Genomic DNA, 24,991 nt, shown 5'->3' with positions numbered 1-24,991 from the left:
CTTTCTCCACATGTGTGGCATTGCAGGAGAAATTCGATACGACGGCCGCACGGCCGACACCCTCACCGTCGCGGCGATGACCGCCGCGCAGCAGCGCCGCGGCCCGGACAGCGAGGGCCTGTTCAGCATCGGCCCGCGCAGTTTCGGGCACCGACGCCTGAGCATCATGGACTTGAGCGCGCGCGCGCATCAGCCCTTCGTCGACAACACGACTGGTCTGGGCATCGTGTTCAACGGCGCGATCTACAACCACCACGAACTGCGGCGCGAACTGGGCGCACTCGGCCACAGCTTCAGTTCCACCGGCGACACCGAGGTCATCCTCAAGGCCTGGCACCAGTGGGGGCCGCAGTCGCTGCAGCGCCTGCAAGGCATGTTCGCCTTCGCGCTGTGGGAGCGCGACAGTGGCGTCACGCATTTGGCGCGCGACCGCCTCGGCATCAAGCCGCTGTACTACACCGTCAACCGTGAGCGGCTGCGCTTCGCTTCGGCGCTGCCGGCGCTGCTGACGGGTGACGGCGTGGACACCGCCCTCGACGAGCAGGCGCTGCACCACTACCTGAGCTTCCATTCGGTGGTGCCCGCGCCGATGACCTTGCTGCGCGGCGTGCGCAAGCTCGCACCCGGTACCCTGATGACCGTGCAACCCGACGGCCGCAGCGACACGCACACCTGGTGGCGGCTCGACTACGCCCGCAGCGCGGACGACGAAGCGCGCAGCTTCGACGACTGGAAGCAGCAGGTGCTGGCCGCGCTGCGGCTGGCCGTGAAGCGCCGCCTGGTGGCCGACGTGCCGGTCGGCGTGCTGCTGTCCGGCGGGCTCGATTCGAGCCTGATCACCGGCTTGCTGGCCGAGGCCGGCACGCCGGATCTGCGCACCTACTCGATCGGCTTCGAGGCGGTCGACGAGGAAGCCGGCGACGAGTTTCGCTACTCGGACCTGATCGCGCGCCACTACGGCACCGTGCACGAGCAGCTGCACATCCCCGCGAACGACCTGCTCGGCACGCTGCCGGACACGATCCGTGCGATGTCGGAGCCGATGGTCAGCCACGACTGCGTGGCCTTCTACCTGCTGTCGCAGGCGGTGTCGAAACACAGCCGTGTGGTGCAAAGCGGGCAGGGCGCCGACGAGGTGTTCGGCGGCTACCACTGGTACCCGCCGCTGGCCGAGCTGGGCACCCGCCACGACGGCGTGGCCGACTACCGCCGCGTGTTCTTCGACCGCGACCATGCCGAGATGCTGTCGCTGCTGCAGCCGGGCACGGTCAGTCGCGACTGGAGCGGCGAGTTCGTCGCGCAGCACTTCGCGCAAGCGGGCGCCGACAGCGCCATCGACCGTGCGCTGCGGCTCGACACCACCGTGATGCTGGTCGACGACCCGGTCAAGCGGGTCGACAACATGACCATGGCCTTCGGGCTCGAAGCACGTGTGCCTTTCCTCGACCATGAGCTGGTCGAACTCGCCGCGCGCATCCCGGCGCGCCACAAGGTGGCGCGCGGCGGCAAACACGTGCTGAAGGAAGCGGCCCGCGAGGTGATCCCGGCCGAGGTGATCGACCGGCCCAAGGGCTATTTCCCGGTGCCGGCACTGAAGTATCTGCGCGGCGACGTTCTCGACCATGTGCGTGACACGCTGGACTCGCGCGCTGCACGCGAACGCGGGCTGTTCCGGCGCGACGTGCTGGAGCGCATGTTGCGCGAGCCCGACCGCCACATCACGCCGCTGCGCGGCTCCAAGCTGTGGCAGGCCGCGCTGCTGGAAGCCTGGCTGCAGACGAACGGGCTGTGATGTCCACCGCCCGGACGACGACAACGATGAGGAGACCCGAATGACCGCCACCCCCCGCCCCGACACCGCCGCCACCCGCAAGCCCGCGCTCGCCGCGGTCGCCCCGATCGAGACCGCGCCGGTCGAACCGCGCGCCAACGCGGCGATCGACTGCGGCTGGGGGCGCCTGCTGTACGCGCCCTCGTTCGAGTCGCCGCGGCGGCTGGCGCAGACGCTGATGCAGGAAGAGCCGGGCAAGCGCGACATCGCGTTGTACGTCGAGACGCCGCAACTGGTGCTGGCCGAGGCGCCGACCGACCTGTTCCTCGACCCGTCGCTGCTCTACCGCCGCACGCTGGATCGCGGTGAGCGCCGCGACGACGACGCCCCCGGCGTCACGATCCGCCGGCTCACGGCACGCTCGGACATCGCCGCCATCAACCGGCTCTATCACATGCGCGGCATGGTGCCGCTCGACCCGGCCGTGGTGTGGTCGCACCGTCATTCGGACGCCGCGGTCTACCTCGTCGCCGAGGACGACCTGACCGGCGACGTGGTGGGCTCCGCGCTCGGCGTCGACCATGTGCAGGCCTTCGGCGACCGCGACGGCGGCAGCAGCCTGTGGTGCCTGGTGGTCGACCCGCAGACGCGGCTGTTCGGCGTCGGCCAGTCGCTGACGCAACACCTGATCGCGCACTTTGCGCAGCGCGGCCGGCGCTTCCTCGATCTGTCGGTGCTGCACGACAACGAGCAGGCCATCGGGCTGTACCAGAAGCTCGGCTTCGAGCAGGTGCCGGGGTTTGTCGTCAAGCACAAGAACGCGATCAATCAGCGCCTGTTCGTCGGCACCGGCGACATCGGCGGACTCAACCCGTATGCCCGGCTGATCGTCGACGAGGCGGTGCGGCGCGGCATCAATGTCGAGGTGCTCGACGCGCCGGCCGGCATTTTCAAGCTGCGCCACTTCGGCCACGAGATCCTGTGCCGCGAGTCGCTCACCGACCTGACCGGCGGCGTCGCGATGACCTGGTGCCAGGACAAGGTGCTGACCTTGCGGCGGCTGGCCTCGGTCGGCTTGCGCGTGCCGCGCCAGCAACCGGCCGGTGCGCCGGAGGACAACCTGGCGTTCCTGCAGCAGTGCGGGTCGCTGGTGGTCAAGCCGTCGATGGGCGAGCAGGGCCGCGGCATCAGCGTCGACATCCGCACCGAGGACGACCTGGTGCAGGCGATCGAGCGGGCGTCGGGCGAAGCCGGGCCCGTCGTGCTGGAGGAGTTCTGCCCCGGGCAGGATCTGCGCGTCGTCGTGATCGGCTACAAGGTCGTCGCGGCGGCCCTGCGCAGGCCGGCCGAAGTGGTCGGCGACGGCAGCTCGACGATCGCGCAGCTGGTCGAACGGCAGAGCGCACGCCGTGCGGCCGCCACCGGCGGCGAGAGCCGCATTCCGCTCGACGCCGAGACCGACCGCTGCCTGGCCGGCCAGGACCTGAGCCTGGACAGCGTGCTCGACGAAGGCCGCGCCGTGAAGGTGCGCAAGACCGCCAATCTGCACACCGGCGGCACCATCCACGACGTCACCGCCGAACTGCACCCGGCGCTGGCCGAAGCCGCCGAGACCGCGGCGCGCGCCTTGCGCATCCCGGTGGTGGGGCTGGACTTCCTGGTGCCTGCACCGGACCAGCCCGACTACGTGGTCATCGAGGCCAACGAGCGGCCCGGCCTGGCCAACCACGAACCGCAGCCGACGGCCCAGCGCTTCGTCGACCTCTTGTTCCCCTTCACCGCATGAGCTGGACGGATGACTGGACCACCCCTACGCGCTTCGCGCGCCCCTCAAGAAGCGACACCGGCGGACCGGCGGAGCCGGATCCGCGGCGTCACTCGGCTGGGGTCGCTTGCGGCATGTCCGAGGCGCAATGAGCCACCGAGAGTGAAGAACCCATGAAAAAACTGGATATCGATACCGACTACCTGAAGACCACGTTGCTGGAGCTGCTGGCCATTCCCAGCCCCGCGGGGCTGACCGACGCCATCGTGCACTACACCGGCGGCCGGCTGGAAGCCTTGGGCATCCCGTACGAGCTGACGCGACGCGGCACCATCCGCGGGCGGCTGCAGCGCACGCGCGGCGGCTCACCGGGGCCGGCCTGCGCCATCGTGGCCCACCTCGACACGCTGGGTGCGATGGTGCGCGAGATCAAGCCCAATGGCCGGCTGGCGCTGATGCCGATCGGCACCTGGTCGAGTCGCTGGGCCGAGGGCGGCCGCGTGACGCTGTTCAGTGAAACCGGCCGGCACCGCGGCTCGGTGCTGCCGCTGATGGCCTCGGGCCACGTCTACAACGAACTCATCGACACCCAGCCGGTGAACTGGGACCAGCTGGAGCTGCGCGTCGACGAGCACATCGCCGGTGCCGGCGACGCAGCGGCGCTCGGCATCCAGGTCGGCGACTTCGTCGCCTTCGACGCGCACCCCGAGTGTCTCGACAACGGCTTCATCGTCTCGCGCTACCTCGACAACAAGGCCGGCGTCGCCGCGCTGCTGGCCGCGCTGAAAGCCATCAAGGACAGCGGCGCGACCGTCGCGATGGACTGCCACCCGGTGTTCACGCTCAGCGAAGAGGTCGGCTCCGGTGCGCGCGCGGTGATCGAGGAAGATGTCAGTGAGGTGATCGGCGTCGACATCGGCCCGGTCGCACCTGGCCAGGGCGCCAGCGAGCGCGGCGTGACCATCCCGCTGATGGACTCGGCCGGCCCGCACGACTACCACCTGACGCGCCGGCTGCTGAAGCTGTGCGACGAACACGGCATCCCGAGCAACCGCGACGTGTTCCGCTACTACCACTCCGACGCCGGCGCGGCGGTCAGCGCCGGTGCCGACGTGCGCACCGCGCTGATGTGCTTCGGCGCCGATGCGTCGCACGGCTACGAGCGCACCCATCTGTCGGTGCTGGTGCATCTGGCCGAGCTGCTGGCGCTGTACATCCAGGCCGGCCCCACGCTACCCGGCGACCGCGAACGCCGCCGCGAGTCGGTCGGCAGCTTCTCGCACCAGCTCGCGGCCGATCAGTTGGCGCGCGAACAGACCGTGCTGCCCGAGGCCGGCGACCTGATCGACGCGCCGCCGGGGCGGGACTAGGAGTCTGGGCGGCAGAAGCCGCCCGGACGCCTAGCCTGCGGCTTTATGCACGGCTCCCCCGAGCCCCCTCCGCGAGGGAGTTCCAGCTTGTTGGACCGCTCCCTCCAGCCTCCCTCCGAGAGGGAGGCTCCAGTCAGTCTGACGAGCGCTCCACCGCCGCGATGCACTTGCGGCACCGGTATGCCGCTTTGCCCTCGTCGGTGTGCAGGCTGCTGCGGCTCCGCAGTCAGGCACTTCCCTTCTGCCGCCCAGACTCCCAGGGCCTCAGCCGGCCTCGCGCTGCGCCTGCAGGAAGAAGAAGCGCAGCATCTCGGCCGTGGCGTCCGGGCCTTGGCCGTCGGTGTACGAGCCGCGGGCGCTGCCGCCGGACCACGCATGGCCGGCGCCGTGCACCTCCCAGTGCTCGGCGGCCAGCCGGCCGTTCGCATCGCGGTAGGTGCGCCGCGTGTAGTGCCGCCCGTTGGCGTGGCGGGCGCGCTCCAGCTGCGGCTCGCAGGCGCCGATGCAGTCCGCCGCCACCTGCTTGCCGTTGAGCGGGTGCACGGTGGTGTCGCGGTCGCCGTGGAAGACGATGGTGGGCGGCATCGCGGTGCGCGCCTTGCCGGCGGCGCCGTTTTTCATCGCGTCGAAGGCCGTCTTGACATCGCGGGCCGAGCCGACCGGCAGGCCGGAATGCACGCCGACCGCGGCGTACAGCTCCGGATAGGCCGCCCCGAGGATGGCCGCCATCGCGCCGCCGGCGGACAACCCGGCCACGTACACCCGCCGGTGATCGGCGCCATGCCGCGCGGTCACTTCGCGCGTCATGCCGGCCAGCAGCTCCGGCTCGCCGCGGCCACGCCGCTGGTGGTTGTGCTTGAACCAGTTCCAGCAGCGCGAAGGATTGGCCTGTTGCGTCTGCGCCGGGTAAAGCACCAGGAAACCCTGTTCCCGCGCCGCCTCGTTCATGCGCGTGCCGGCCGCGAAGTCGTCGGGGTTCTGCGTGCAGCCGTGCAGCATCACGACCAGCGGCAGGCGCCGGCCGTGGGCGCCGGGCGGCACGTACAGCTTGTAGTCGCGGGTGCCTGCCGCACCGGTGTAGCTGCCGGTGATGAATTCGCCGGCCACTGGCGCAGCGCGGTTCAACGGGGCCACGGGTTCGACCAGCTCGCGCGCCGGCACGTCGATCACGTCCGCGTCCGCGGGTGCCGGCGGCGGTGCGGCGCCCCCGGCGAGCGCGGCCTGGATCGCCGCTGTCGCGCCGCGCAGATCGCCGGCGCGCGTCAGCTGTGTCGCCTGCGCCATCAGGCGCTGGAAAGTGGAGTTCATGGCATTCCTTCAGGGATTCAACGGATGCGGCTGGCGAGGGCCGCCTTTACCGCAGGGCTGGCGTGCAGCGCACCGAGCACCACCACCGAGTCGATCGCGGCCAACGCCAGTTCGGGCGTCACGTCGAGCGCGATGGAGGCAAGGCCGAGCACGCGGATCTGCAGCGTCTGCCCGGCCGCCTGCACGGCCCGCAGGTCGTCCGCGGTGAAGTGCTGGATGCCGAGCACCAGGGTCTTGCGGGCCACCGACTGCTTCACCACGTCGGCGTGCGCCGTCAGCTGATTGCGGATGGCGGTGCGGATCAGGTCGGTGCGATTGGCATAGAAGCCTTCCTGCACCAGCAGGTCGATCTGTCCGAGATCGACATAGCCGAGGTTGATGGTGATCTTTTCGTCGAGCGGCTTGGCGGCGACGGAGGTGGCGCTTCTTGCGGGCATGGCGCCATCCTAACACCATCCACTTGGATGGTGCAGATTGAATTTGCCCCGCCCCTGGCACAGCGGCAGAATGTGCGTGCCGGGCACTGTGCCCGTACGTGCGCCGGCGTCGCAGGAAATCCATGAACACACCGCCAAAACACGCGCTCGCGCACCCGGTTCTGCTCGCTGCGCTCGCGGCGGCATTGGCTGCCGGCGGCTGCGCCACCCGGCTTGAAATGGAGTCCGCGGGCGGGTCGCGTCGCGTGCCGGTGCTGGACGACATCGCCAGCCTCCGGGTGAAGTTCCAGAACCCGGCACTGTCGCCGGCCAACGGCGGGGCCCTGGTGACGGCCGAAGCGCTGCAGCCCGGCGACATCCTGCTGACGGCCGGCAGCGGCCTCATGTCGGTGGGCATCCAGGTGCTGACGCTGGCGCCGGTCAGCCATGCTGCGCTGTATGTCGGCGACGGGCAGGTCATCGAGGCGGTCGGCGAGGGCGTGCGCACGCGTTCGGTGCAGGCGGTGCTCGAAGAAGAGGCGATGGTCGTCGCCTTCCGCCACCCGGGGGCCACCCCGCAGGCTGCCACGCTGATGCGCGACTTCGCGCACGGCAAGGTGGGCAGCCGCTACGGTTATCTCGGCGTGGTGCTGCACGCGCCCTTCGCGGTGGAGCGGCGCGTGTGCGAGCTGCCGCTGGTTCCGGGCCTGGTGCGCGACTTCTGCCTGCGCGGCGTGGCGCTGGTGCAGCTGGGCACGGGCAGCGACGACCGCTTCTTCTGCTCGCAGTTCGTGCTCGAGGCGTACCGCCACGCCGGCCTGCCGATCACCACGGCCCAGGCGCACTGGATGAGCCCGGCCGACCTGTTGCACATGCGCGCCGACGACGTTCCGTCGATGACGGTGCAGCAGACGCTGCACTACGTGGGGCACCTCAAGTACACCGAACCGCAGCGCATGGCGCAGGAGTAGCCGCATGGACGACGACCGGCTTCGCGCGCTGACGCAACGGCTGCGCGATTTCTCCGCCGCCCGGCAGTGGGAGCGCTTTCACTCGCCGAAGAACCTGGCGATGGCGCTGGCCGGCGAGACCGGCGAGCTGATCGCTGAGCTGCAGTGGCTGACCGAGGACGAAAGCCGCGCGCCCGCCGCCGAGCGGCTGCAGCGCGTCCGCGACGAGGCGGCAGACGTGTTCATCTACCTGGTGCGGCTGGCCGATGCGCTAGGCATCGACCTGATCGAGGCCGCGCACGCGAAGATGGACCGCAACGAACAGCGCTTCCCGGCCGGCAGCGCGCCGGGCCACGGCGCGCCCTGAGCTACAGGAACGCCTGCCGCTGCGACCGCAGGAAGGCGCGGTCGACCTGCTCGGCGTAGAGCTCGATGTCGCGCGGCCGAACGCCGCATTCGGCGTAGTGGGCCGGCCACCGCTCCACCGCGGCCGCGACGCGTCGCACCTCGGCCACCGCCGCGTCTTTCTTCAGGCCGAACATCGCGCACATCGACAAGGCGTTGTCGAGCGTCGAGTCGGCTTCGTCGGTACCGACGCGCATCTGCTGGTAGCCGAGCGCCTGCCCCGAAGGCAGCACGTCGAAGGCCGGCGACAGCGCGTACTGCTGCGCGTCGTCGACCAGCAGCACATGGTTCTTCTCGTGATCGTCGGTGTTGTCGATCAGGATGTTGAACACCATGCGACGGAACAGCTCGTGCATCTGCGCCGTGTAGACATTGCCGCCGGTCACGCCGCGCCGGCGCAGCAGCTGCGCCAGCTCGGGGTAGCCCAGGCCTTCGCCGGCCGCCTTCAATGCGACGTTGGCCGACAGCGCATGGACGCGGCCGGCGCTCGTGCGGTCGAAGCGTTTCACCGCCACCGCATGGCCATCGACCAGCGGCACCGCGCGCGTCTCGGCCGTGCGGATGCCCGCCTGCCGCGCCAGCGTCATCGTCGCGTGCTCGACCAGCGGCGTGTCGGCGGGCTCGCCGTCGGCGAACTTCACCACCCAGGGCTCGCCGTCTATGGTCACCAACGCCTTGGGGCGGGCGCCGCCCATCGTCACGCCGGGCGTGATCAGGCGCTGCTGCCCGGGTGGGATGGGCTCGTTGGCGAGCACCTTGCGCACCAGTTCGTGGATGGCCCCGGTGTCGGCCAGGGTGGGCAGCGGGCCGGTCGTGCGCGGCAGGTAGCGGTCGGCCGCCGTCGAGACACCGAGGGCGCCGAAGCGGTCGTCACCCGCGAAATACAGGTATTCGAGCAGCGACAGCCGCGGCGGCTTGTCGATGAAGCGGATCACGCGCTCGCCCCAGCGGTCGGGACGCGCATCGTCGACCGCGCCGGCGGCGCTGTCCTTCTCGTGCGGCAGGAACTCGTCGGGCAGCAGCGGCAGGTCTTCGCTGAGCGCGAAGCCGTGTTGCAGCCAGCTGTCGGCATACCGCAGCGACACGCCGCGCAGCGTGCGCACCATGTGAAGTTCGCCGATCGGCACCGGCCGCTGGGGCTGGGTCAGCAGCCACAGGTGCAGTTGCTCGGGAGCGGTGTAGCGCGGCGCGTTCATGAGCCGTCCCCTTCGGCCTTGGGGCGCCGCGCCAGCCGCGCCTCGACCGAGGCTGCCGAGCGCACGGCGCGGCGGCGCAGCGCCTCGCGCACGTCCATCTCCAGCGCGCCGCGGTCCTGCTGAGGGTCGGCCAGATCGGGCAGCGCCTGGGCGCGGCCCATCATCCACAGGGCCGTGGCGTAGATGCCAGCCGCCACGCCCGGGTCGCCTTGTTCCATGCGGATCAGCGTTGGCACCGACACGCCCAGCCGCCGGGCCCACACGCGCTGCGGCTCCTTGCGGCGGATGCGGGCGATCGCCAGGTTTTCGCCGAGGCGGCGCAAGGCCTCGGCAGCGGCAGGCGGCAGGGAAGCAAGGGCGGCGCTATCCTTTGACATAACAAATAGTTTAGCTAATCACCGCTTTTGGTCAATTATTTGTTAGCTCAGGAACGGGCGTTCGAGAGCATCAACGGGGCTTCATGCCGCATTTCGGGCGCTGCAGCAGCCGGTCGACGTAGGCGGCGATGCTGGGACGGTCCGGCGGGCCGCCGAACATGCGCTTCCAGATGAACATCGAACCGATCATCACGTCGGCCGCAGTGAACCAGTCGCCGAACAAATAAGGCCCGTCGCCGAGTTCGCGCTCGACCACGTCCTGGGCCGCCTCGAAGTCGGTCCAGCCCCGCGCCGGATGGTGCGGCAGCTTCAGCAGCGTGTCGCCCATCGACGGCTCGAGCTGCGAGGTCGAGTAGACCATCAGCGACAGGAAGCGCCCGCGCTCGGGGGCACCGACGGCCGGGGCCAGGCGGGCCTGCGGGTATTGCTCGGCGACATAGAGGCACACAGCTGCGCCTTCGAAGACATGGGTATCGCCGTCGACCAGGGCGGGCAGCTTGCCGGCGGGGTTGATGCGCAGGTACTCGGGGGTCTTGTGCTCCCGCTTCTGCAGGTCGACATGGACGAGTTCGTACTCGGCGCCGGCCTCGTCGAGCATCCACTTGGCGATCGCGGCGCGGCTTTGGGGGTTGAAGTAGAGCTTCAGCATGGGCGTCTCCCAGGGTGATGCGGGTGGACTTCATATCGTGCCGCATCGTCGGGCGCCGCGAGACGGCAAGCATTGCAAGGAGCAACAAACGCTTGTGTGTGCGCTGTTTTGCTGGTTCAATCATGTTTTTGCTGGATTCACCTCGATCCGCCCGATGACGAACCCTGCCTGTACGCACCTCGCCCGCCCCACCGCCCCGCCCGGGTGGCTGACCGGCGCCGGACACTTCCTCGCACTGGGGGTGCTGATGGGCGCCTGGGCCACCAGCCTGCCCGGGCTGAAACGGCGCTTCGACTACACCGACCAGGAACTGAGCCTGGTGCTGCTGGCGTTGGCGGCGGGCGCCGCCGTGGCGTTTCTCAGCTGTGCCCGGCTGATGCGTGCGGTCGGCCCGCAGCTGACGCTGCGCACGACCGCGGTGCTGGCCGCCCACGCGCTGCTCGCCACGCAGCTGGTGTCCAGCACGGTGGCACTGGTGATCTCGGCCTTTCTGCTCGGCTGGGCCAGTGCGGCCTTCGACGTCGCCATCAATGCGCGTGCCGTCGCGCTGGAACGCGATCTCGGCCGCTCGGTGATGTCCAAGCTGCATGCGATGTTCAGCACCGGCGGCGTGTTGGCGGCGCTGGCGGCAGGCGCGCTGTTCTCGCACGGCTCGCAGCACCCGCTGTGGCTGGCGGTGCCTGCGGCCCTGGCTCTGGTGCTGTCTTCGCTGCCGGCTGCGGCCGGGGCCTCGGCACCCGAGCCGCCTGCCGCGCCGGCGGCCGCCCCGCAGCGCAGCCGGCTGCTGTGGCGGCTCGGCGCGGCGGCGTTGCTGTGCCTGCTGTGCGAAGGCGTGATGTACGACTGGTCGGCCGTCTACATGGTGCAGGCGTTCGACGCCTCGATGGCGCTGTCGGTGGCCGGCTTCGGCCTGTTCTCGGCCGCGATGGCCTTCGGCCGCTTCACCGGCGACAGCCTGCGCGACCGCCATGGCGTCGGCCGGCTGCTGCTGGCCGGCTGCGGGCTGGCGGCCGTCGGCGCGGTGATGGCGGCGCACGGCGGGCAGCGCGAACTCGCGCTGGCGGGCTTCGTGCTGGTCGGCCTGGGGCTGTCGAACGTGATCCCGATCGTCTTTGCGCTCGCGCCGCGCGGGTGTCCGTCGTCGCCCGAGCACGCCATTGCCTTCGTCTCCGGCATCGGCTTCGTCGGCTTTCTGGTCGGCCCGCCGCTGGTGGGTTTGTGGTCGGCACTGTTTTCGCTCGACACCTCGTTGTGGCTGGTGGCCGTCGCCTCGCTCGGCGTGGCGGCGCTGGCCGGCAGGAGCCGCCCATGAAACACGTCACCGAGCTGCTCGCCGACGAGCGCCGCCAGCGCATCGTCGAGTTGCTGGCCGCCGAAGGCAAGGTGAAGGCGCAGCAGCTGGTCGCTTTGCTCAAGGTGTCGGAAGACACCATCCGGCGCGACCTGAAAGAGATGGCCGAGCAAGGCCTGTTGCGGCGCGTGCACGGCGGCGCAATGCCGCTGACTGCCGCGGCGGCCTCGGGTGCGCCATGGCGCGAGCGCGTCGGTGCCGATGGCGACGAGAAGCAGGCGCTCGTGGCCGCCGGCCTGGCGGCGCTCGAAGGAGCGCGGGTGCTGTTCATCGACAGCGGCACCACCAACGCGGTGTTCGCGCGCCGGCTGCCGCGCGATGCCAGCTTCACCGTCGTCACCACCAGCCCGGAAGTGGCGCTGGCGCTGTGCGAGCACGAGCGCTGCGAGGTGGTGATGCCGGGCGGCCGGCTCAACCCGCGCACGGCCTCGCTGCAGGGGCCCGAGGTGTTGCGGCTGGTCGAGGCCATCCATGCCGACCTGTGCGTGCTCGGTGTGTGCGCGATCAGCGCCGAGGCCGGCATCACCTGCGCCGAGTTCGAGGAACAAGCGGTCAAGCAGGCGATGGTGCGCCAGGCTCGCCGCACCGTTGCGTTCGCCACCGCAGGCAAGATCGGTGCAGTGCTGCCCTACCGCGTCGCCGAGACGCACCAGCTGTCGCAGCTGTTCACCACGGCAGAAGAAGACGAGCCGGAACTCAAGGCCATCGCCGCTCACGGGCCGCGACTCGCCTGCGTGGCCGTGGGTTGAACCGGCGCCTCGCGCTTGAAGCAGGGTCCACCTTGTGCGAGGCTGCGCACGTGACCCGAAGCAAAACAGCCGCCCGCGAGCATGACGTGCTGGCCGGCGTGACGGTCGAGCTGGTCCGTCTCGGCCCCGGTGTGACGCCCGAGGCCTTCGAGGCCGCCGTGCAGCGACGCCTGCCGATGATGGTCGGCTCGCTGCTGAGCCGCACCCATGAAGACTGGTTTGCGCTGGCACCCGACGTGACACCGGCGCTGCGGTCGGCCGGGCGCGACGAACGCATCGCACTGATGCAGGCCGGTGTCGTCAGCTTCAACACGCTGGACGCCGGTGCCTACGAGCAGTCGGCCCTGATGCACGAGGCGCATGCGTCGCCGGTCTCCGGCGCACGCAGACTCGACGCGATCGCCGCGCCGACCTACTGGCGCACGGCCTGGTACCAGGGCCGCGAGATCAAGCTCGACTGGCACGTGGCGGCCACACGGCTGCCCGAGGCCTGGGCCCTCCTGGGGCCGGAAGGGCCGGCCCGGTACGCACACATCAAGGTGGCCCACATCGACACCGGCTACACCGAACACCCGGTGTTCGGCTGGGGCTGCCCGGCCGGCCCCTGGCTGCTGCCGCAGCTGGGGGTGAATTTCTGGCGCCGGCGCGTCGAGCCGGACGACCTGGGCCGCTTGCCGGGCACCTGGAATGCCGCCTCCGAGCATCGGGGCCCGCGCGACAACCATGCCGGCCCTTCCGGCGGCCACGGTACGCGCACCGGCTCGCTGCTGTGCGGCCTGTTCGCGCCCCATGTGCCGATCGAGTCACCGTTCTTCGGCGCCGCACCGGGCGCCGCGGTGATTCCCTACCGCATCACCGACTGGGTGCTGATCGATCGTGCGCAAGGGCTGTTGGCGGCGGCGATCGACGACGCCGTGGCGAAGGGCGCGAGTGTCATCAGCATCAGCCTCGGTGCCGCGCGGCGAAGCAAGCCGGTCGCCGCGGCCATCACCGCTGCCTACCGGCGGGGCGTGATCATCTGCGCGGCTGCGGGCAACATGGTGCGGCCCGTGGTGTATCCGGGGCGCTTCCGCTGCGTCGTGACGCTGGGCGGCGCCACCACTTCCAACGGCATGGATCTGCACCCGTGGCGCGGGGCATCGCGCGGACCGACGGTCGATGTCAGCGGCCCGGCCGATGCCATCCGCCGCGCCACCACCGAGGTGACCGACGGTGTGGAACGCTACCGCATCGCAGGGCCTGGCAGCGGTACCTCGTATGCGACGGCCTTGTGCGCCGGTATCGCGGTGCTGTGGCTCGCGCATCGCGGCCCCGAACTGGAAGCCGCCTATGGCAGCAAGCGCTGGGCCCGGGCAGCCGCCTTCAAGAGGCTGGTCGCCGAGACGGCCAGCACTCCCGAGGGCTGGAACCGGCGCGACTACGGCAGCGGCGTCTACCAGGCCGACGCGTTGCTGCAAGCCGACCTGCCGGCCCTGTCGGAGCTGGCGCAGGAGTCGGATCTTTGACGGCCGTCAAGCCTGAACGTCCACCCGGCGCCGGCCATCGCCAGCCTACGGGTTCTCGTAGCTCAGCACGAGGCAGCAAACTCGTTCATCATTCGCGGTCGACCCGCCGCTTCGACTGCCCATGTCCTCCATCATCTCCGTCTCGCAGCTTTCCAAGACCTATGCCTCGGGGCTGCATGCGCTCAAGCGCATCGACCTCGAGATCCGCCGTGGCGAGATCTTTGCGCTGCTCGGCCCCAATGGTGCCGGCAAGACCACGCTGATCGGCACCATCTGCGGCATCGTGCGGCCGACCGAAGGACGCGTGCTGGTCGATGGCCACGACATCGGCACCGACTTCCGCGCGGCACGCTCGCTGATCGGGCTGGTGCCGCAGGAGCTGACCACCGACGCGTTCGAGACCGTCTGGGCCACCGTTTCGTTCAGCCGCGGTCTGTTCGGCAAGCCGCCCGCGCCGGCGCACATCGAGCGCGTGCTGAAGGACTTGTCGCTGTGGGAGAAGAAGGACAGCAAGATCATGACGCTGTCCGGTGGCATGAAGCGGCGCGTGCTGATCGCCAAGGCGCTGTCGCACGAGCCGCAGGTGCTGTTCCTCGACGAGCCGACCGCCGGCGTCGACGTCAGCCTGCGGCGCGACATGTGGGCGCTGGTGCGCCGGCTGCGCGAGACCGGGGTCACCATCATCCTGACCACGCACTACATCGAGGAAGCCGAGGAGATGGCCGACCGGGTGGGCGTGATCAGCAAGGGCGAGATCATCCTGGTCGAGGACAAGACCGAGCTGATGCGCAAGCTCGGCAAGAAGCAGCTGACGCTGCAGCTGGCCCAGCCGCTGGACAGCGTGCCGCCGGGGCTGGAGGCCTACCGGCTCGAACTCGCCAAGGGCGGCACCGAGCTGACCTACACCTACGACGCGCAGTCCGAGCGCACCGGCGTGACGACACTGCTGCAGCAACTGAACGGTGCCGGCATCGTGCCGACCGACCTGCACACCACGCAGAGCTCGCTCGAAGACATCTTCGTGAGCCTGGTCAAGGAGTCCCACGCATGAACGTCCACGCCGTCCGCGCGATCTACCACTTCGAGATGGCCCGCACCTGGCGCACGCTGCTGCAAAGCATCGTCTCGCCGGTGCTGTCGACGTCGCTGTACTTCGTCGTCTTCGGCGCCGCGATCGGTTCGCGCATCCCCGAGATCGACGGCGTCAACTACGGCGCCTTCATCGTGCCGGGGCTGATCATGCTGTCGCTGCTGACGCAGAGCATCTCGAATGCATCGTTCGGCATCTACTTCCCGAAGTTCAGCGGCACCATCTACGAACTGCTGTCGGCACCGGTGTCGTACTTCGAGATCCTGCTCGGCTACGTCGGCGCGGCGGCCACCAAGTCCATCATCCTCGGCGTCATCATCCTCGCCACCGCGGCGCTGTTCGTGCCGCTGCGCATCGAGCACCCGTTCTGGATGCTGTTCTACCTGGTGCTCACGGCCGTCACCTTCAGCCTGCTCGGCTTCGTCATCGGCATCTGGGCCGACGGCTTCGAGAAGCTGCAGCTGATCCCGCTGCTGGTGATCACGCCGCTGACCTTCCTGGGCGGCAGCTTCTACTCGATCAACATGCTGCCGCCGATGTGGCAGACGGTGTCGCTGTTCAACCCGGTGGTCTACCTGGTGAGCGGCTTCCGCTGGAGCTTCTACGGCTCGGGCGATGTCAGCATCGGCATCAGCTTCGCGATGACACTGGCCTTCGCGGTGAGCTTCGTCGCCATCGCGGCGTGGATCCTGCGCACGGGGTACAAGCTGAAGGCTTGACGGCGGCCGTTGTCGACGTTGCGCTCGGCGAGCAACTACGAGCCGGCAAAGCCGCGCAGCATCCCTCCGATCAAGCCGCGAGCTGAATCAGGCGCGTGCGGTCGCATTTCCGAGGACAGGCGTCCTGGATGGTCCGTGCTGGACTGCTCTTCGAGCACTTTGCTCACGCGCCCGATGCTGTCCTGTGTCAACAACTGACGCACGTCGTGGCCCAGCATGCGAGCGCCAGCGAGTTCGTATGAAAAGTCGTCTTCCTGCGTCCACGTGCCGAACTCGTCCCAGAGGCGTGGTTCGTTGCCTGCGGCAAGATAGTTCTCGAGGATCAGATGCAGGTCGTGAGCGTCTTTCTTGGGCTCGCGGTAGTGCCGGTCCTGCCAGCAGACCAGCTTGAGCAAAGCCAACGCCGGCAACGAAACGACGCGGCACCGGTCAACGCCCGGCAAGGCAACGACGTCCGCGCTTGCCATCGCTTCGCGAAAGCCAAAGACTTCCATCACCATGTCGCCGCTGGGCGGCCATTGAATCGTGCGAGCGACTGTTTCGACCCCGCCGTAAGGCACCAGGTCGACAGGCAGACCGCCGACATGGCGAAGCCGATGCTGCGTCTTGCCGTCCTCGCGAAACGCACCCGAGCGGGTGAGGCGGTGCCGGAGCTCTGCAAATGCGCTCCAGTCCGGCACGGTCAATGCGAAATCGATGTCTTCGGTACGCCGGCGGGTTTCGATGCCGAAACGATAGAAAAGATGCAGGTCACGCGCGAATGCGCCGGCGACAAGCAGGCCTATGCCCAGCGTCTCTGCAGCCGTTTGAACCTCGGCCGTCACTTGGCCTTGTAGGCGCAGTTCATCGGTCCGGGAGAAGTCGAGCAAGGTAACGGTCATAGACGAGCTGAGCGGTTTCGATACAGCGTGCATCACCAGTGGCGAGCAGATCCGCATAGACAAGAGCCGGCGGGACCAGGTCATCGCGGGTGCCGCTCTGCGCGAGCAGACCCCAGAACGGCCGGCGGATCTCCAGTACATGCTGCTCAGCGTGCGGCCCTGCCGGGGTGAGCCGCTGCTCGACCTGCAGTCTGGGCGTCAGCCTGTGCGTGTACAGGGTGAGCACTGCCGGTTTCAGGTGTTGTACCAGCAGATGGGCGGCAGGCTCCCCCCCCCACCGGGTGGTTGGGGCGTCGATCTGCCACTTCGGCCAGGCATCGAATCCAGGCGCGGCGTAGCGCGCCGTCAGGGTCTTGTGGCGCAACTTCCTGGCGTAGTCGGCAGCCCACTGGTCGAGCAGGCGCTTTGTTGCGTCCATTCGGCGACGCCTGCCGGATGCCAGCAGATGGCCCGCGTCCTTCAAATCGCTCAGTACGCCTGGGACCGCACCCAACGCAACCCCGGCGGCGGCGGCAATGGCCCTTTGTGGTGCGTCTGCCAACGCAGGGTCGCTGATCAGCACGAACAATGTCTTCAGCCCCGCAACCGTCAGGGACTGCCCTTTGGGAACCGGCGCCTTCAGCTTGCTTTTTTGTGTGGCGACAAAGACCAGCAAGCCCGGAGTGTCGAGATAGGCGTTGCCCGATGCATCGACGAACTGCTGACGCTGTTCGCGCAGTTTCTGCGCCAGCTCGGGAGGAACGTGGTCGGTGACGAGCAGGGCAGGACGCCCCGCTGCCTGTCTGGTGTGCTGCAGTTGCGCCAACGTCGCGCCCAGGGTGTGCGTCGTCAGGCCGCGCTTCACTTCGACGGCATAGTGAACCCGTTCTTTGCCACGGCCCAGCTGCCATAGGGCGTTCCCTTGATGGGCCTGGGCCGTTTTCGTCGTTTGCTGAACGCGTAAAGCCAACCCCAGGTCCTCGAGGGACCGAGCAGCGAGGGAGATCAATGTTTCGTCGGTTTTGTTCATATTTTGACGTTGTTCATGTTTCATGAACACGGGCAGATTTTGAACGCAATCGACTGAATGTTCAAGTTTTCTCTTTGTTCAAAAAAGATGAACATGATCAAAGCATGAACAGTGGCGACGACAGGTCCGATACCGGCGAGCCATGCCGCGGCCGCCACGCCAGACTGGTCTCCTGTCTTTTTTTCGGGAGACCTTCATGCAAAGACTTCAAGGCAAGACCGCACTGATCACCGGCGGCACCACCGGCATCGGGCTGGCCACGGCACGGCTGTTCATCGACGAGGGCGCACGTGTTGCGGTGACCGGATTCAACCCCGACACGCTCGAGGCTGCCCGCCGCGAGCTGGGCGAGCACGCGCTGGTACTGCGCTGCGATGCCGGTGCTCCGCCAGAGCAGGCCCGGCTCGCGGCGACCGTGCGGGAATCGCTGGGCCGGCTGGACGTGGTGTTCGTCAATGCCGGCATCGGCGACTTCCGGCCGCTGGAGCAGTGGGACGAGGCCAGCTTCGATCGCTCGTTCGCGACCAATCTCAAGGGCCCGTTTTTCCTGCTGCAGGCGCTGCTGCCGGTGCTCGCCGACCCGGCATCGGTGGTGCTGAACAGCTCGATCAACGCGCACCTGGGCATGCCGCACTCGAGCGTCTATGCGGCCACCAAGGCCGCCTTGCGCTCGCTGGCCCGCACGCTGTCCGGCGAGCTGGTCGGCCGCGGCATCCGCGTCAACGCGGTCAGTCCGGGGCCGGTGACGACGCCGATCTACGGCAAGCTGGGCCTGCCGGTGGAACAACTGGAACAGATGGCCGAGGGCATCCGGCAGCAGGTGCCGCTGCAGCGCTTCGGCGACCCCAAGGAGATCGCCGAAGCAGTGCTGTTCCTCGCGTCGGACGCGTCGTCGTACATGGTTGGCAGCGAGATGCTGGTCGACGGCGGCATGGTGTCGGTGTAGCGACGGCGCGGTGAAGGCTCAGCGCAAGCCTTGCAGTGCGTCGTCGAGGCTCACGTGGCCGCGGAAGGCGCCGACCGAGGTCGACGGCGCCTTGCGTTCGATGGCATCGGCGAAGGCCACCGCCGGGTCGGCGTGCAGCTTGCCGAGGTGCCGGGCGACGTTCGGATACTCGGCGCCGAGGTCGAACAGCCGGTGGTATCCGGCCCAGCGCGCAATCCCGGCGAGGTAGGCGTCTGCGACGCTGCGCCGCTCGCCGACCAGCCACTCGCGCCCGGCCAGCAGGCCGTCGAGCGCCGCGAAGCATTTGCGCACGGCCTCGGCACCCAGCGTGCGCAACAAGGCTTTCTTGCCGTCGTCGAGATCCTCGCGCTCATAAGCCAGCCACAAGGGGCCGAAGGCCGCGAAGAAATCGGTGTTGAGGAAAGCCAGCACCTCGTTGAGCCGGTCGAAGCCGGGCGTGCCCTGCACATGGCCGAGCCCTTGCGGCCCCAGGTCCTGCGCGGCCAGGTGCTGCAGGATCGCCAGGCTTTCGGCCAGGGGCCGGCCCTCGGCCGTCAGCAGCGCAGGCGTCTGGAACATGGGATTGATGCGCGCGTACCCAGCCGGCCAGGGCTGCTGCAGCATCTCGATGCGGCACAGGCGGTAGGGCCGGCCCAGCCATTCGAGGGCGACGATCGAGCCGAACGAGCACCCCTGGGGGACGCCGTAGAAGAGGATGGGTTCCATGGTCTGAAGGTCCAGTGAAGCGCGGCAACGTCACCGCGACACGCACCTTAAGGTCGTATTAGGCTAGATTCCGCCCTATATCGAACACACCATCGCGAGATGACCCGGCCCACCACGCGCGTGCTCGCGCTGCTCGAGCTGCTGCAGACCCACCGCCGCATGACCGGTGCCGAACTGGCCGAGCGGCTGCAGGTCGATGGCCGGACGCTGCGCCGCTACATCGCCATGCTGGAAGACCTGGGCATCCCGATCACGGCCGAGCGGGGACGCTACGGCGGCTACATGCTGGTGGCCGGCTACAAGATGCCGCCGCTGATGTTCACGAACGAGGAGACGCTGGCGGTGGGGCTCGGGCTGGTGGCGGCACGGCGGCTCGGGCTGGCGCAATCCGCCCCGGCGATCGAGAGTGCGCAGGCGAAGCTGGAGCGAGTGATGCCGGCGCCGTTGAAGGCCCGCATGCGCGCACTCGGCGAAACCGCCACGGTCGACCTGCCGGCGGCGCCCGCGGCGGTGAACGAGGAAGCGCTCGCCCGGCTGGCGGAGGCAATCCGCTCGGCGCGGCGCGTCCGGCTGGACTACCGCGCCGAGGGCCAGGCCGCGACGGCGCGCGATGTCGACCCTTACGGGCTGGTGTTCAGGCGCGGGCACTGGTACGTCAGCGGCCACTGCCACCTGCGGCGAGACTTGCGATCGTTCCGGCTGGACCGGATCGGCGGGGTGCAGTGGGTCGCTGCGAGCTTCGCCCGGCCGGAGCATTTCGATGCGGCCGCGCACCTGACGCGCAGCATCGCGGCGCTGCCGCGCGAGACGGCCGTGAGCGTGCTGCTGCACACCGATCTGGCCGAGGCGATGACCGAGCTCGGCGAGCAGATCGGCGCGCTGGTGCCGGCCGAGCAGGGCGTGCTGCTGCAGGCGCGCACCGACAGCCTGGTGTGGTTCGCGCGGCAACTGGCGCGGCTGCGCTGCAGCTTCACGGTGCTGTCGCCCCCGGCGCTGCGCGACGCCGTGCACGCGCATGCGCAACGGCTGCTGCAGCAGGCGGGCCCGCCGCCTCAGGGTCGCTCGCGCGCGGGCACCCGGGTTTCGAGCGCTGGCGGCACGTAGTCGGGGACGAAGGCGCAGCCGGGGCCGAAGTTCGCCTCCGCCTTCGCGCATTGCGCCGCGATGCCGGCCGGCGTCGGCTTGTTGCCGCGCTCCACCCAGGCAAGCAATGCGCTCATCAGCGTGGGATAGGTCGGGTCGCTCAGATAGCTGTGCGCGTCGTGCCGCGTGTAGGTCTGCACCAGCCGCCCGGCGCTGCCGCCGCGCTCCATGGTCTGCTTGAAATACGCGTCGAGCTCGACGAAGGCGGTGGGGTCGCCGATGCCCTTGACCGTCAGCACCGGCACCGGGATGCGGCCGTCGAGGTCGGTGTCTTCGGCCAGCCGCCGCACGGCGTTCGGGTCGGCACGCAGGCGCGGCACGTCTGCATTGAGTGCTGCGTCGTCGCCCGAGCCGCTGTAGCGCACGCCGATGTTGCCGAAGGGGCTGGTGCCGCCGGTGCGCTGCTGCACGATGTCCTGGAAGTGGTACGTGCCCCACGCCAGGTGCGCGGTGATCGAGCTTTCCGGGATGCGGATCACGTCGACGAGGGTGCGCACCTTGCGCTGCTGCTCGGCGCTGCGCTGCGCGGCCGGCTTGTCGAGGCCCAGGCATTCATTGACGCGTGCGTTGAGTTCGGGCCGCGGCAGCTTGACGCCGGCCGGCAGGCCGATGTTGAGCGGGTAGGCCGGCTCGCCGGGACGCGGGTGGTTGCCGCACAGGTACTGGTAGACCGCGCGCAGGTCGGTGCGGAAATCATACGAGCGCGTGCCGCCGCCGAGCACGCCGCTGGTCAGCAGCACGGCGTCGTAGGGCGGGCGGCCCAGGCTCCTGGCGGTGTACATTTCGGCGCCCTTGGCCGCCACGTTGGCACCCCACGACTGACCATGCAGCACCGTGCGGCGCGGCTTGGCCACGTGCGCAACGAAGAGGCGGCGCAGCCGCTCGGTGTCCTCGGCGGCGGCACGCACCTCGACGCCCCCCTGGCGGAAGCTGGAGCCGGCCCAGGCGTAGCCGGCCTTGACCATGATGGACCAGCGCGTCAGATCGTCCTGCGTGCGCTTGGCCGTCGGCGCACCGAGCGCCGGCCCGCCGTGGGCGTGCAGCACCAGCACGCCGTTCCAGGCGGGCGGCATCGCGATCAGGTAGTGGGCACCGGCGCTGTCCTGTCCGGCCAGGCAGCGCACCTCGGCCGGCACCCCCGGGGGGCAGGCGGCGGGCGCAGGGGCGGCCTCCTGCAGGGCGGCCGTGTCGGGCGCAGTGCTCGCACAGCCGGCGAGGACCAGCACGGCGGCCGCGAGCGTGGCCGCGTGCCAGGAAAGCTGTGGCATGTTTTGTCTCCAGTGTTGTCGTAAGGTATGCGGCGCATCGTAGAAAGCGGCTTCCCAGACGTCAAAGATGCGCAAGCTCTCGACTTGATACGATGGTCGTATGGAGCTTCGCCACTTGCGCTACTTCGTCGCCGTCGCCCAGAGCGGCCACATGACACGCGCCGCCGAGCAGCTCGGCATTCAGCAGCCGCCGCTCAGCCAGCAGATCAAGGCGCTCGAAACCGAACTCGGGCTGCCGCTGTTCCTGCGCCACCCGAAGGGCGTGAGCCTGACGGAAGCGGGCCGCACGCTGCAGGCCGACGCCGAGCGGCTGCTACGCGATGCCGACGCGCTGCGCGAGCGCATGCAGCTGCTGGCCGAAGGCAAGCGCGGGTTGTTGTCGGTGGGCTTCACCAGTTCGGCCGCGGCCCATGCCTTCACGCCGCGCGCCTTGCGCGAGTGCCGCCAGCGCTACCCGGACCTCGTGCTCGAACTGAGCGAGGACAACGCCGCGGCCATCACCGACGCGGTTGCGTCGGGGCGGCTGCATTGCGGGCTGCTGCGGGTGCCGGTCGAGCGGCCGGCCGGGCTGGTGTTCGAGCCGCTGCTGCATGAAGACGCCGTCGTCGCCGTGCCGGTCGGTCACCGGCTGGCGCGCAGCGGGCGCGCAGGGCGGCCGCGGCCCGTCGCCATCCGCGAGCTGCACGGCGAGGCGCTGATCCTGGTGCGCCGGCCCGGCGCGGCCGGGCTGTATGCCAACCTGCTCGCGCTGTGTGACGAGCAGCAGGTGCGCCCGAAGGTGGTCGCCGAGGTCGGCCGCATGCTGACCAACCTGAATCTCGTCGCTGCCGGTGCCGGCATCTCGGTGGTGCCGGCCTCGATGCAGGGCGTGCACGCGGACGCCATCGTCTACTGCCCGCTGAAGGAAAGCCGCCGGCTCGACGTCCCCCTGACGCTGGTGCATCGCAGTGCCGACAACGCCGGGCCGACCGTGACCTTCGCGGCCCTGCTGCGCAGCCTCGCGCAGCCGACGTACCGGCGAGCGCAAAGGGCGTCCCGATGACACTGGGCCGGCGGCAGTTCTGCGTCGCAGCCCTCGGTGCTGCGCCCGCCGTGTTCGCCGAAGCGCCGTGGCCGGCCCAACCGCTGCGCCTGCTGGTCGCCTATGCGCCGGGCGGCATCAGCGACGAGACCGCGCGCACGCTGGCCGACCTGCTGGCGCCGAGGCTGGGCGTGCCGGTGCGGGTGGAACACCGGCCGGGTGCCGGTGGCGTGCTGGCGATGGACGCTCTCGCACGCGCCGAGCCCGACGGCCACACCTTGTGCTTTGCAGCCGCCAGCACCCTGACGCTTGCACCGCTGCTGACCCGCACCGGCTTCGACCCCCTGCGCGACATCGCGCCGGTGATCGACGTGATGCACACGCCATTGATCGTCGTCGGCACGCCGGCCTGGCCGGGTGCCACGCTGGCCGCGTTGCTGGACGACGCCCGCCAGCGCCCCGGCGCGTTGCGCTGGGCCACGTCGGGCACCGGCACGCTGGGTCACCTGGTGTGGCAGCTGGTATGCCGCTCGGCGGCTGTCGAGATCACGCACATTCCGTACAAGGGCGGCGGCCCGCAGTTGAACGATGCACTGGGCGGCCAGTTCGAGGTGCTGTCGACGAATGTCGCGCCGCTGCAGCTGCACTACGTGGCCGATGGCCGCTTCACGCCGCTCGCGGTCGGCGCGCCGCAACGGCTGCCGGTGCTGCCCGGGGTGCCGACACTGGCCGAGGCCGGTTTCGCGGCAGCCAACCTGTCGTCGGTATTCGGGCTGTTCGCGCCGGGCCGCACACCGGCCGGTGTGGTCGCGAAGATCCATGCGACGGTGGCTGCCGCCTTGCGCGAGCCGGTGCTGCAGCAGCGCCTGCAGGCCGCCAACAACCTGCCGGCCGGCCGCAGCACGGCCGCGTTCGAACACTTCCTGCGGCAGCAGGCGCTGGATTTCCGGGCGCTGAAGCCGGCCCGTTGACGCACCGGCACCCGGTACGCGGATTGCCCGATACGGCGGAAGCTCCGCTTTTGAGCGGATTCCCCCTTACTCCAGGAGCCGCCATGAAAACCCAGGTTTCCGACGTGATGACGCGCGGCGCGCATGCGATGGCGCCCGGCGACAACCTTCGGAGCGCTGCCCAGGCCATGGACGACCTCAACGTCGGCGCGCTGCCGGTGTGCCGGCGCAACCGTGTCGTCGGCATCGTCACCGACCGCGACATCGTCGTGCGCGCCGCCGCCCGTGCGTTGCCGGCAGACCGCACGCCGCTGCAGGACGTGATGACCGGCGACGTGCACTGCTGCTACGAGGACCAGTTGCTGGAAGAAGTGACCGACTCGATGCAGCGTCTGCAAATCCGCCGCATGCCGGTGCTCGACCGCCAGCGCCAGCTGGTCGGGATGCTCTCGCTCGGCGACGTCGCAACCAAGGCTGCACCGCAGGCGGCCATCGCCGCGCTCGCCGAGATCTCGCTGCCTTCCGGGTCCGACCGCACCCGCGAACAGGCGGTGGGCCGTCGCGCACGGCCGAAGCGCTGGTCGCCCGGCGTGCCGGGCGCGATGCCCGAGTGAGCGCTGCCGCTTTCATTCATACCCGAAGGAGACTACTCATGGCGACATCCGACACGGGCCGCTCCGGCCCGAACACCCCCCGCGCCGGCAACGACCTGACCGGCACCCCCTACAACGCCGGCCTCGGCGACAGCGACCTGCGCGTGCCGCGCGAGCTGCGCCAAGGCGCCAGCACTTCGCACCCCGAGGGGCTGGTGTCGCCGGAAGTGCGCTCCGATTCGGACGGCCCGCTGCGCGGCACCGGCCTCGCGTCCGACCGCGATTCGGGCCTGGGCGCCTCGGCAGGGCATGACACCGGTGGCGAAGACGCCTCGCGCAACGCGCAGGCGGCGCTGCTGCGCGAGCGGGCCGACCAGGCCCTGCAGCGGGGCAGCGAGCTGGCGTCCTCGGCACGCGAACGGCTGCAGCGCTGGCAACAGATGGACGCCGCGCGCGACAGCCTGCCCGGCGAGCACTGGGTCACGCTGGGCGCCGGGCTGTGGCTGATGACGCGCCGGCGGGCCTCTTTCCTGGGCCAGCTGCTGACCGTGGCGGCCGGTGCGGCCCTGGTGTACCGCTCGATGACCGGGCGCGACAGCCTGGTGCCGACCTTGCGGCAGCAGACGCAGCGCCTGGGCGCCGCGTTGCAGCAGCGCCGGGAAGACGCCACCGACAGCGGCGAGATGCTGACGCCGTACGAGCGGCAGGAGCGCTCGAGCCAGCTGCCGATGTGAGCTGCCGGCAGGCGCCGCGACGAGAACGCGGCGCAGTGTGAAATCGTGCGCTCAAGTCAGGCGCCGCGCGGCCGAAAACGGAAGGCTGTATCCCGTTTT

At 69.7% G+C, this 24,991-nt stretch carries 25 protein-coding genes; 16 read left to right on the top strand and 9 right to left on the bottom strand.

The genetic code is table 11. The features are described 5' to 3' along the window. The first annotated feature begins 10 nt into the window (after positions 1–10). The 3 genes from M8A51_RS22200 (at position 11) to M8A51_RS22190 (ending at position 4,906) form a co-directional block, all read left to right on the top strand. Positions 11–1,792, top strand: coding sequence for an N-acetylglutaminylglutamine amidotransferase (locus M8A51_RS22200; protein WP_251780726.1), 1,782 nt, complete (start codon positions 11–13; stop codon positions 1,790–1,792). Between the two features lie 40 nt (positions 1,793–1,832). Next, entirely contained in the window at positions 1,833–3,557 is a 1,725-nt protein-coding gene (gene ngg / locus M8A51_RS22195) for an N-acetylglutaminylglutamine synthetase (protein ID WP_251780725.1), read from the top strand. 152 nt (positions 3,558–3,709) lie between these two features. After that, positions 3,710–4,906, top strand: a complete 1,197-nt coding sequence (locus tag M8A51_RS22190; protein ID WP_251780724.1) for an osmoprotectant NAGGN system M42 family peptidase — start codon at positions 3,710–3,712, stop codon at positions 4,904–4,906. Positions 4,907–5,170: 264 nt separating this feature from the next. Here the strand turns inward: M8A51_RS22190 and M8A51_RS22185 are convergent, their stop codons facing one another. Then, positions 5,171–6,214, bottom strand: a complete 1,044-nt coding sequence (locus M8A51_RS22185; protein WP_251780723.1) for an extracellular catalytic domain type 1 short-chain-length polyhydroxyalkanoate depolymerase — start codon at positions 6,212–6,214, stop codon at positions 5,171–5,173. Between the two features lie 17 nt (positions 6,215–6,231). Then, positions 6,232–6,651 (bottom strand): CopG family transcriptional regulator, encoded by a 420-nt coding sequence (locus M8A51_RS22180; RefSeq protein ID WP_251780722.1) that lies wholly within the window; start codon positions 6,649–6,651, stop codon positions 6,232–6,234. A 122-nt stretch (positions 6,652–6,773) separates the two neighbouring features. Between M8A51_RS22180 and M8A51_RS22175 the strand changes: the two genes are divergently transcribed. Together M8A51_RS22175 and M8A51_RS22170 are read left to right on the top strand one after the other, a co-directional pair. Then, positions 6,774–7,601: a C40 family peptidase gene (locus tag M8A51_RS22175; RefSeq protein ID WP_251780721.1), complete on the top strand. Its 828-nt coding sequence runs from the start codon at positions 6,774–6,776 to the stop codon at positions 7,599–7,601. Positions 7,602–7,605: 4 nt separating this feature from the next. Beyond that, positions 7,606–7,947 (top strand): nucleotide pyrophosphohydrolase, encoded by a 342-nt coding sequence (locus M8A51_RS22170; RefSeq protein ID WP_251780720.1) that lies wholly within the window; start codon positions 7,606–7,608, stop codon positions 7,945–7,947. Between the two features lies 1 nt (position 7,948). On the opposite strand, the gene M8A51_RS22165 is transcribed toward M8A51_RS22170, so the two are convergent. From M8A51_RS22165 to M8A51_RS22155, 3 genes are all read right to left on the bottom strand, one after another. Beyond that, on the bottom strand, positions 7,949–9,181 hold the full coding sequence (locus M8A51_RS22165; RefSeq protein WP_251780719.1) for a type II toxin-antitoxin system HipA family toxin: 1,233 nt from the start codon (positions 9,179–9,181) through the stop codon (positions 7,949–7,951). Next, entirely contained in the window at positions 9,178–9,558 is a 381-nt protein-coding gene (locus M8A51_RS22160; protein WP_251780718.1) for an XRE family transcriptional regulator, read from the bottom strand. The genes M8A51_RS22165 and M8A51_RS22160 overlap by 4 nt, the downstream gene beginning before the upstream one ends. Positions 9,559–9,628: 70 nt before the next feature. Beyond that, positions 9,629–10,207, bottom strand: coding sequence for a glutathione S-transferase family protein (locus M8A51_RS22155; RefSeq protein WP_251780717.1), 579 nt, complete (start codon positions 10,205–10,207; stop codon positions 9,629–9,631). A 154-nt stretch (positions 10,208–10,361) separates the two neighbouring features. Here M8A51_RS22155 and M8A51_RS22150 point away from each other — a divergent pair, with 154 nt between their 5' ends. The 5 genes from M8A51_RS22150 (at position 10,362) to M8A51_RS22130 (ending at position 15,621) form a co-directional block, all read left to right on the top strand. Next, the gene (locus M8A51_RS22150; RefSeq protein ID WP_251780716.1) at positions 10,362–11,519 is read left to right on the top strand and encodes an MFS transporter; all 1,158 of its coding nucleotides are present in this window, start codon (positions 10,362–10,364) and stop codon (positions 11,517–11,519) included. Next, positions 11,516–12,307: a DeoR/GlpR family DNA-binding transcription regulator gene (locus tag M8A51_RS22145; RefSeq protein WP_251780715.1), complete on the top strand. Its 792-nt coding sequence runs from the start codon at positions 11,516–11,518 to the stop codon at positions 12,305–12,307. The genes M8A51_RS22150 and M8A51_RS22145 overlap by 4 nt, the downstream gene beginning before the upstream one ends. A gap of 50 nt (positions 12,308–12,357) precedes the next feature. Next, a complete protein-coding gene (locus M8A51_RS22140) occupies positions 12,358–13,812 on the top strand; it encodes a S8 family peptidase (protein WP_251780714.1) in 1,455 nt (484 codons plus the stop codon). 121 nt (positions 13,813–13,933) lie between these two features. Continuing rightward, the gene (locus M8A51_RS22135) at positions 13,934–14,863 is read left to right on the top strand and encodes an ABC transporter ATP-binding protein (RefSeq protein ID WP_251780713.1); all 930 of its coding nucleotides are present in this window, start codon (positions 13,934–13,936) and stop codon (positions 14,861–14,863) included. Then, complete coding sequence (locus M8A51_RS22130; RefSeq protein ID WP_251780712.1) at positions 14,860–15,621, top strand: ABC transporter permease; 762 nt, start codon at positions 14,860–14,862, stop codon at positions 15,619–15,621. Before M8A51_RS22135 ends, M8A51_RS22130 begins: the two co-directional genes overlap by 4 nt. Before the next feature lie 35 nt (positions 15,622–15,656). Here M8A51_RS22130 and M8A51_RS22125 read toward each other — a convergent pair whose 3' ends face one another. Both M8A51_RS22125 and M8A51_RS22120 read right to left on the bottom strand, forming a co-directional pair. Further along, a complete protein-coding gene (locus M8A51_RS22125) occupies positions 15,657–16,490 on the bottom strand; it encodes a nucleotidyl transferase AbiEii/AbiGii toxin family protein (protein WP_251780711.1) in 834 nt (277 codons plus the stop codon). Continuing rightward, positions 16,465–17,511 (bottom strand): type IV toxin-antitoxin system AbiEi family antitoxin, encoded by a 1,047-nt coding sequence (locus tag M8A51_RS22120; RefSeq protein WP_251780710.1) that lies wholly within the window; start codon positions 17,509–17,511, stop codon positions 16,465–16,467. The genes M8A51_RS22125 and M8A51_RS22120 overlap by 26 nt, the downstream gene beginning before the upstream one ends. A gap of 196 nt (positions 17,512–17,707) precedes the next feature. Between M8A51_RS22120 and M8A51_RS22115 the strand changes: the two genes are divergently transcribed. Then, on the top strand, positions 17,708–18,457 hold the full coding sequence (locus tag M8A51_RS22115; protein WP_251780709.1) for an SDR family oxidoreductase: 750 nt from the start codon (positions 17,708–17,710) through the stop codon (positions 18,455–18,457). An 18-nt stretch (positions 18,458–18,475) separates the two neighbouring features. Here M8A51_RS22115 and M8A51_RS22110 read toward each other — a convergent pair whose 3' ends face one another. Further along, entirely contained in the window at positions 18,476–19,183 is a 708-nt protein-coding gene (locus M8A51_RS22110; protein WP_251780708.1) for a glutathione S-transferase family protein, read from the bottom strand. 99 nt (positions 19,184–19,282) lie between these two features. Between M8A51_RS22110 and M8A51_RS22105 the strand changes: the two genes are divergently transcribed. Then, entirely contained in the window at positions 19,283–20,287 is a 1,005-nt protein-coding gene (locus M8A51_RS22105; protein WP_251780707.1) for a helix-turn-helix transcriptional regulator, read from the top strand. Here M8A51_RS22105 and M8A51_RS22100 read toward each other — a convergent pair. Then, positions 20,236–21,594, bottom strand: a complete 1,359-nt coding sequence (locus M8A51_RS22100; protein ID WP_251780706.1) for a hypothetical protein — start codon at positions 21,592–21,594, stop codon at positions 20,236–20,238. The genes M8A51_RS22105 and M8A51_RS22100 overlap by 52 nt on opposite strands. A 100-nt stretch (positions 21,595–21,694) precedes the next feature. Between M8A51_RS22100 and M8A51_RS22095 the strand changes: the two genes are divergently transcribed. The 4 genes from M8A51_RS22095 to M8A51_RS22080 all read left to right on the top strand — a co-directional run bounded on the left by M8A51_RS22095 (position 21,695) and on the right by M8A51_RS22080 (position 24,892). Continuing rightward, positions 21,695–22,636: a LysR family transcriptional regulator gene (locus M8A51_RS22095; protein WP_251780705.1), complete on the top strand. Its 942-nt coding sequence runs from the start codon at positions 21,695–21,697 to the stop codon at positions 22,634–22,636. Beyond that, positions 22,633–23,586 (top strand): Bug family tripartite tricarboxylate transporter substrate binding protein, encoded by a 954-nt coding sequence (locus M8A51_RS22090; RefSeq protein ID WP_251780704.1) that lies wholly within the window; start codon positions 22,633–22,635, stop codon positions 23,584–23,586. Before M8A51_RS22095 ends, M8A51_RS22090 begins: the two co-directional genes overlap by 4 nt. 83 nt (positions 23,587–23,669) lie before the next feature. Then, complete coding sequence (locus tag M8A51_RS22085) at positions 23,670–24,179, top strand: CBS domain-containing protein (RefSeq protein WP_251780703.1); 510 nt, start codon at positions 23,670–23,672, stop codon at positions 24,177–24,179. Positions 24,180–24,217: 38 nt separating this feature from the next. Further along, positions 24,218–24,892 carry a hypothetical protein gene (locus M8A51_RS22080; protein WP_251780702.1) on the top strand — a complete coding sequence of 225 codons (675 nt, stop codon included), beginning with the start codon at positions 24,218–24,220 and terminating at the stop codon, positions 24,890–24,892. The last annotated feature ends 99 nt before the right edge of the window (positions 24,893–24,991 follow it).

The sequence above is a fragment of the Caldimonas mangrovi genome, from assembly GCF_023721835.1.
Lineage (GTDB): Bacteria > Pseudomonadota > Gammaproteobacteria > Burkholderiales > Burkholderiaceae_C > Caldimonas > Caldimonas mangrovi.
The sequence above is the reverse complement of the archived record's forward strand: the minus strand, read 5'-3'. Positions and strand labels throughout refer to the sequence as shown.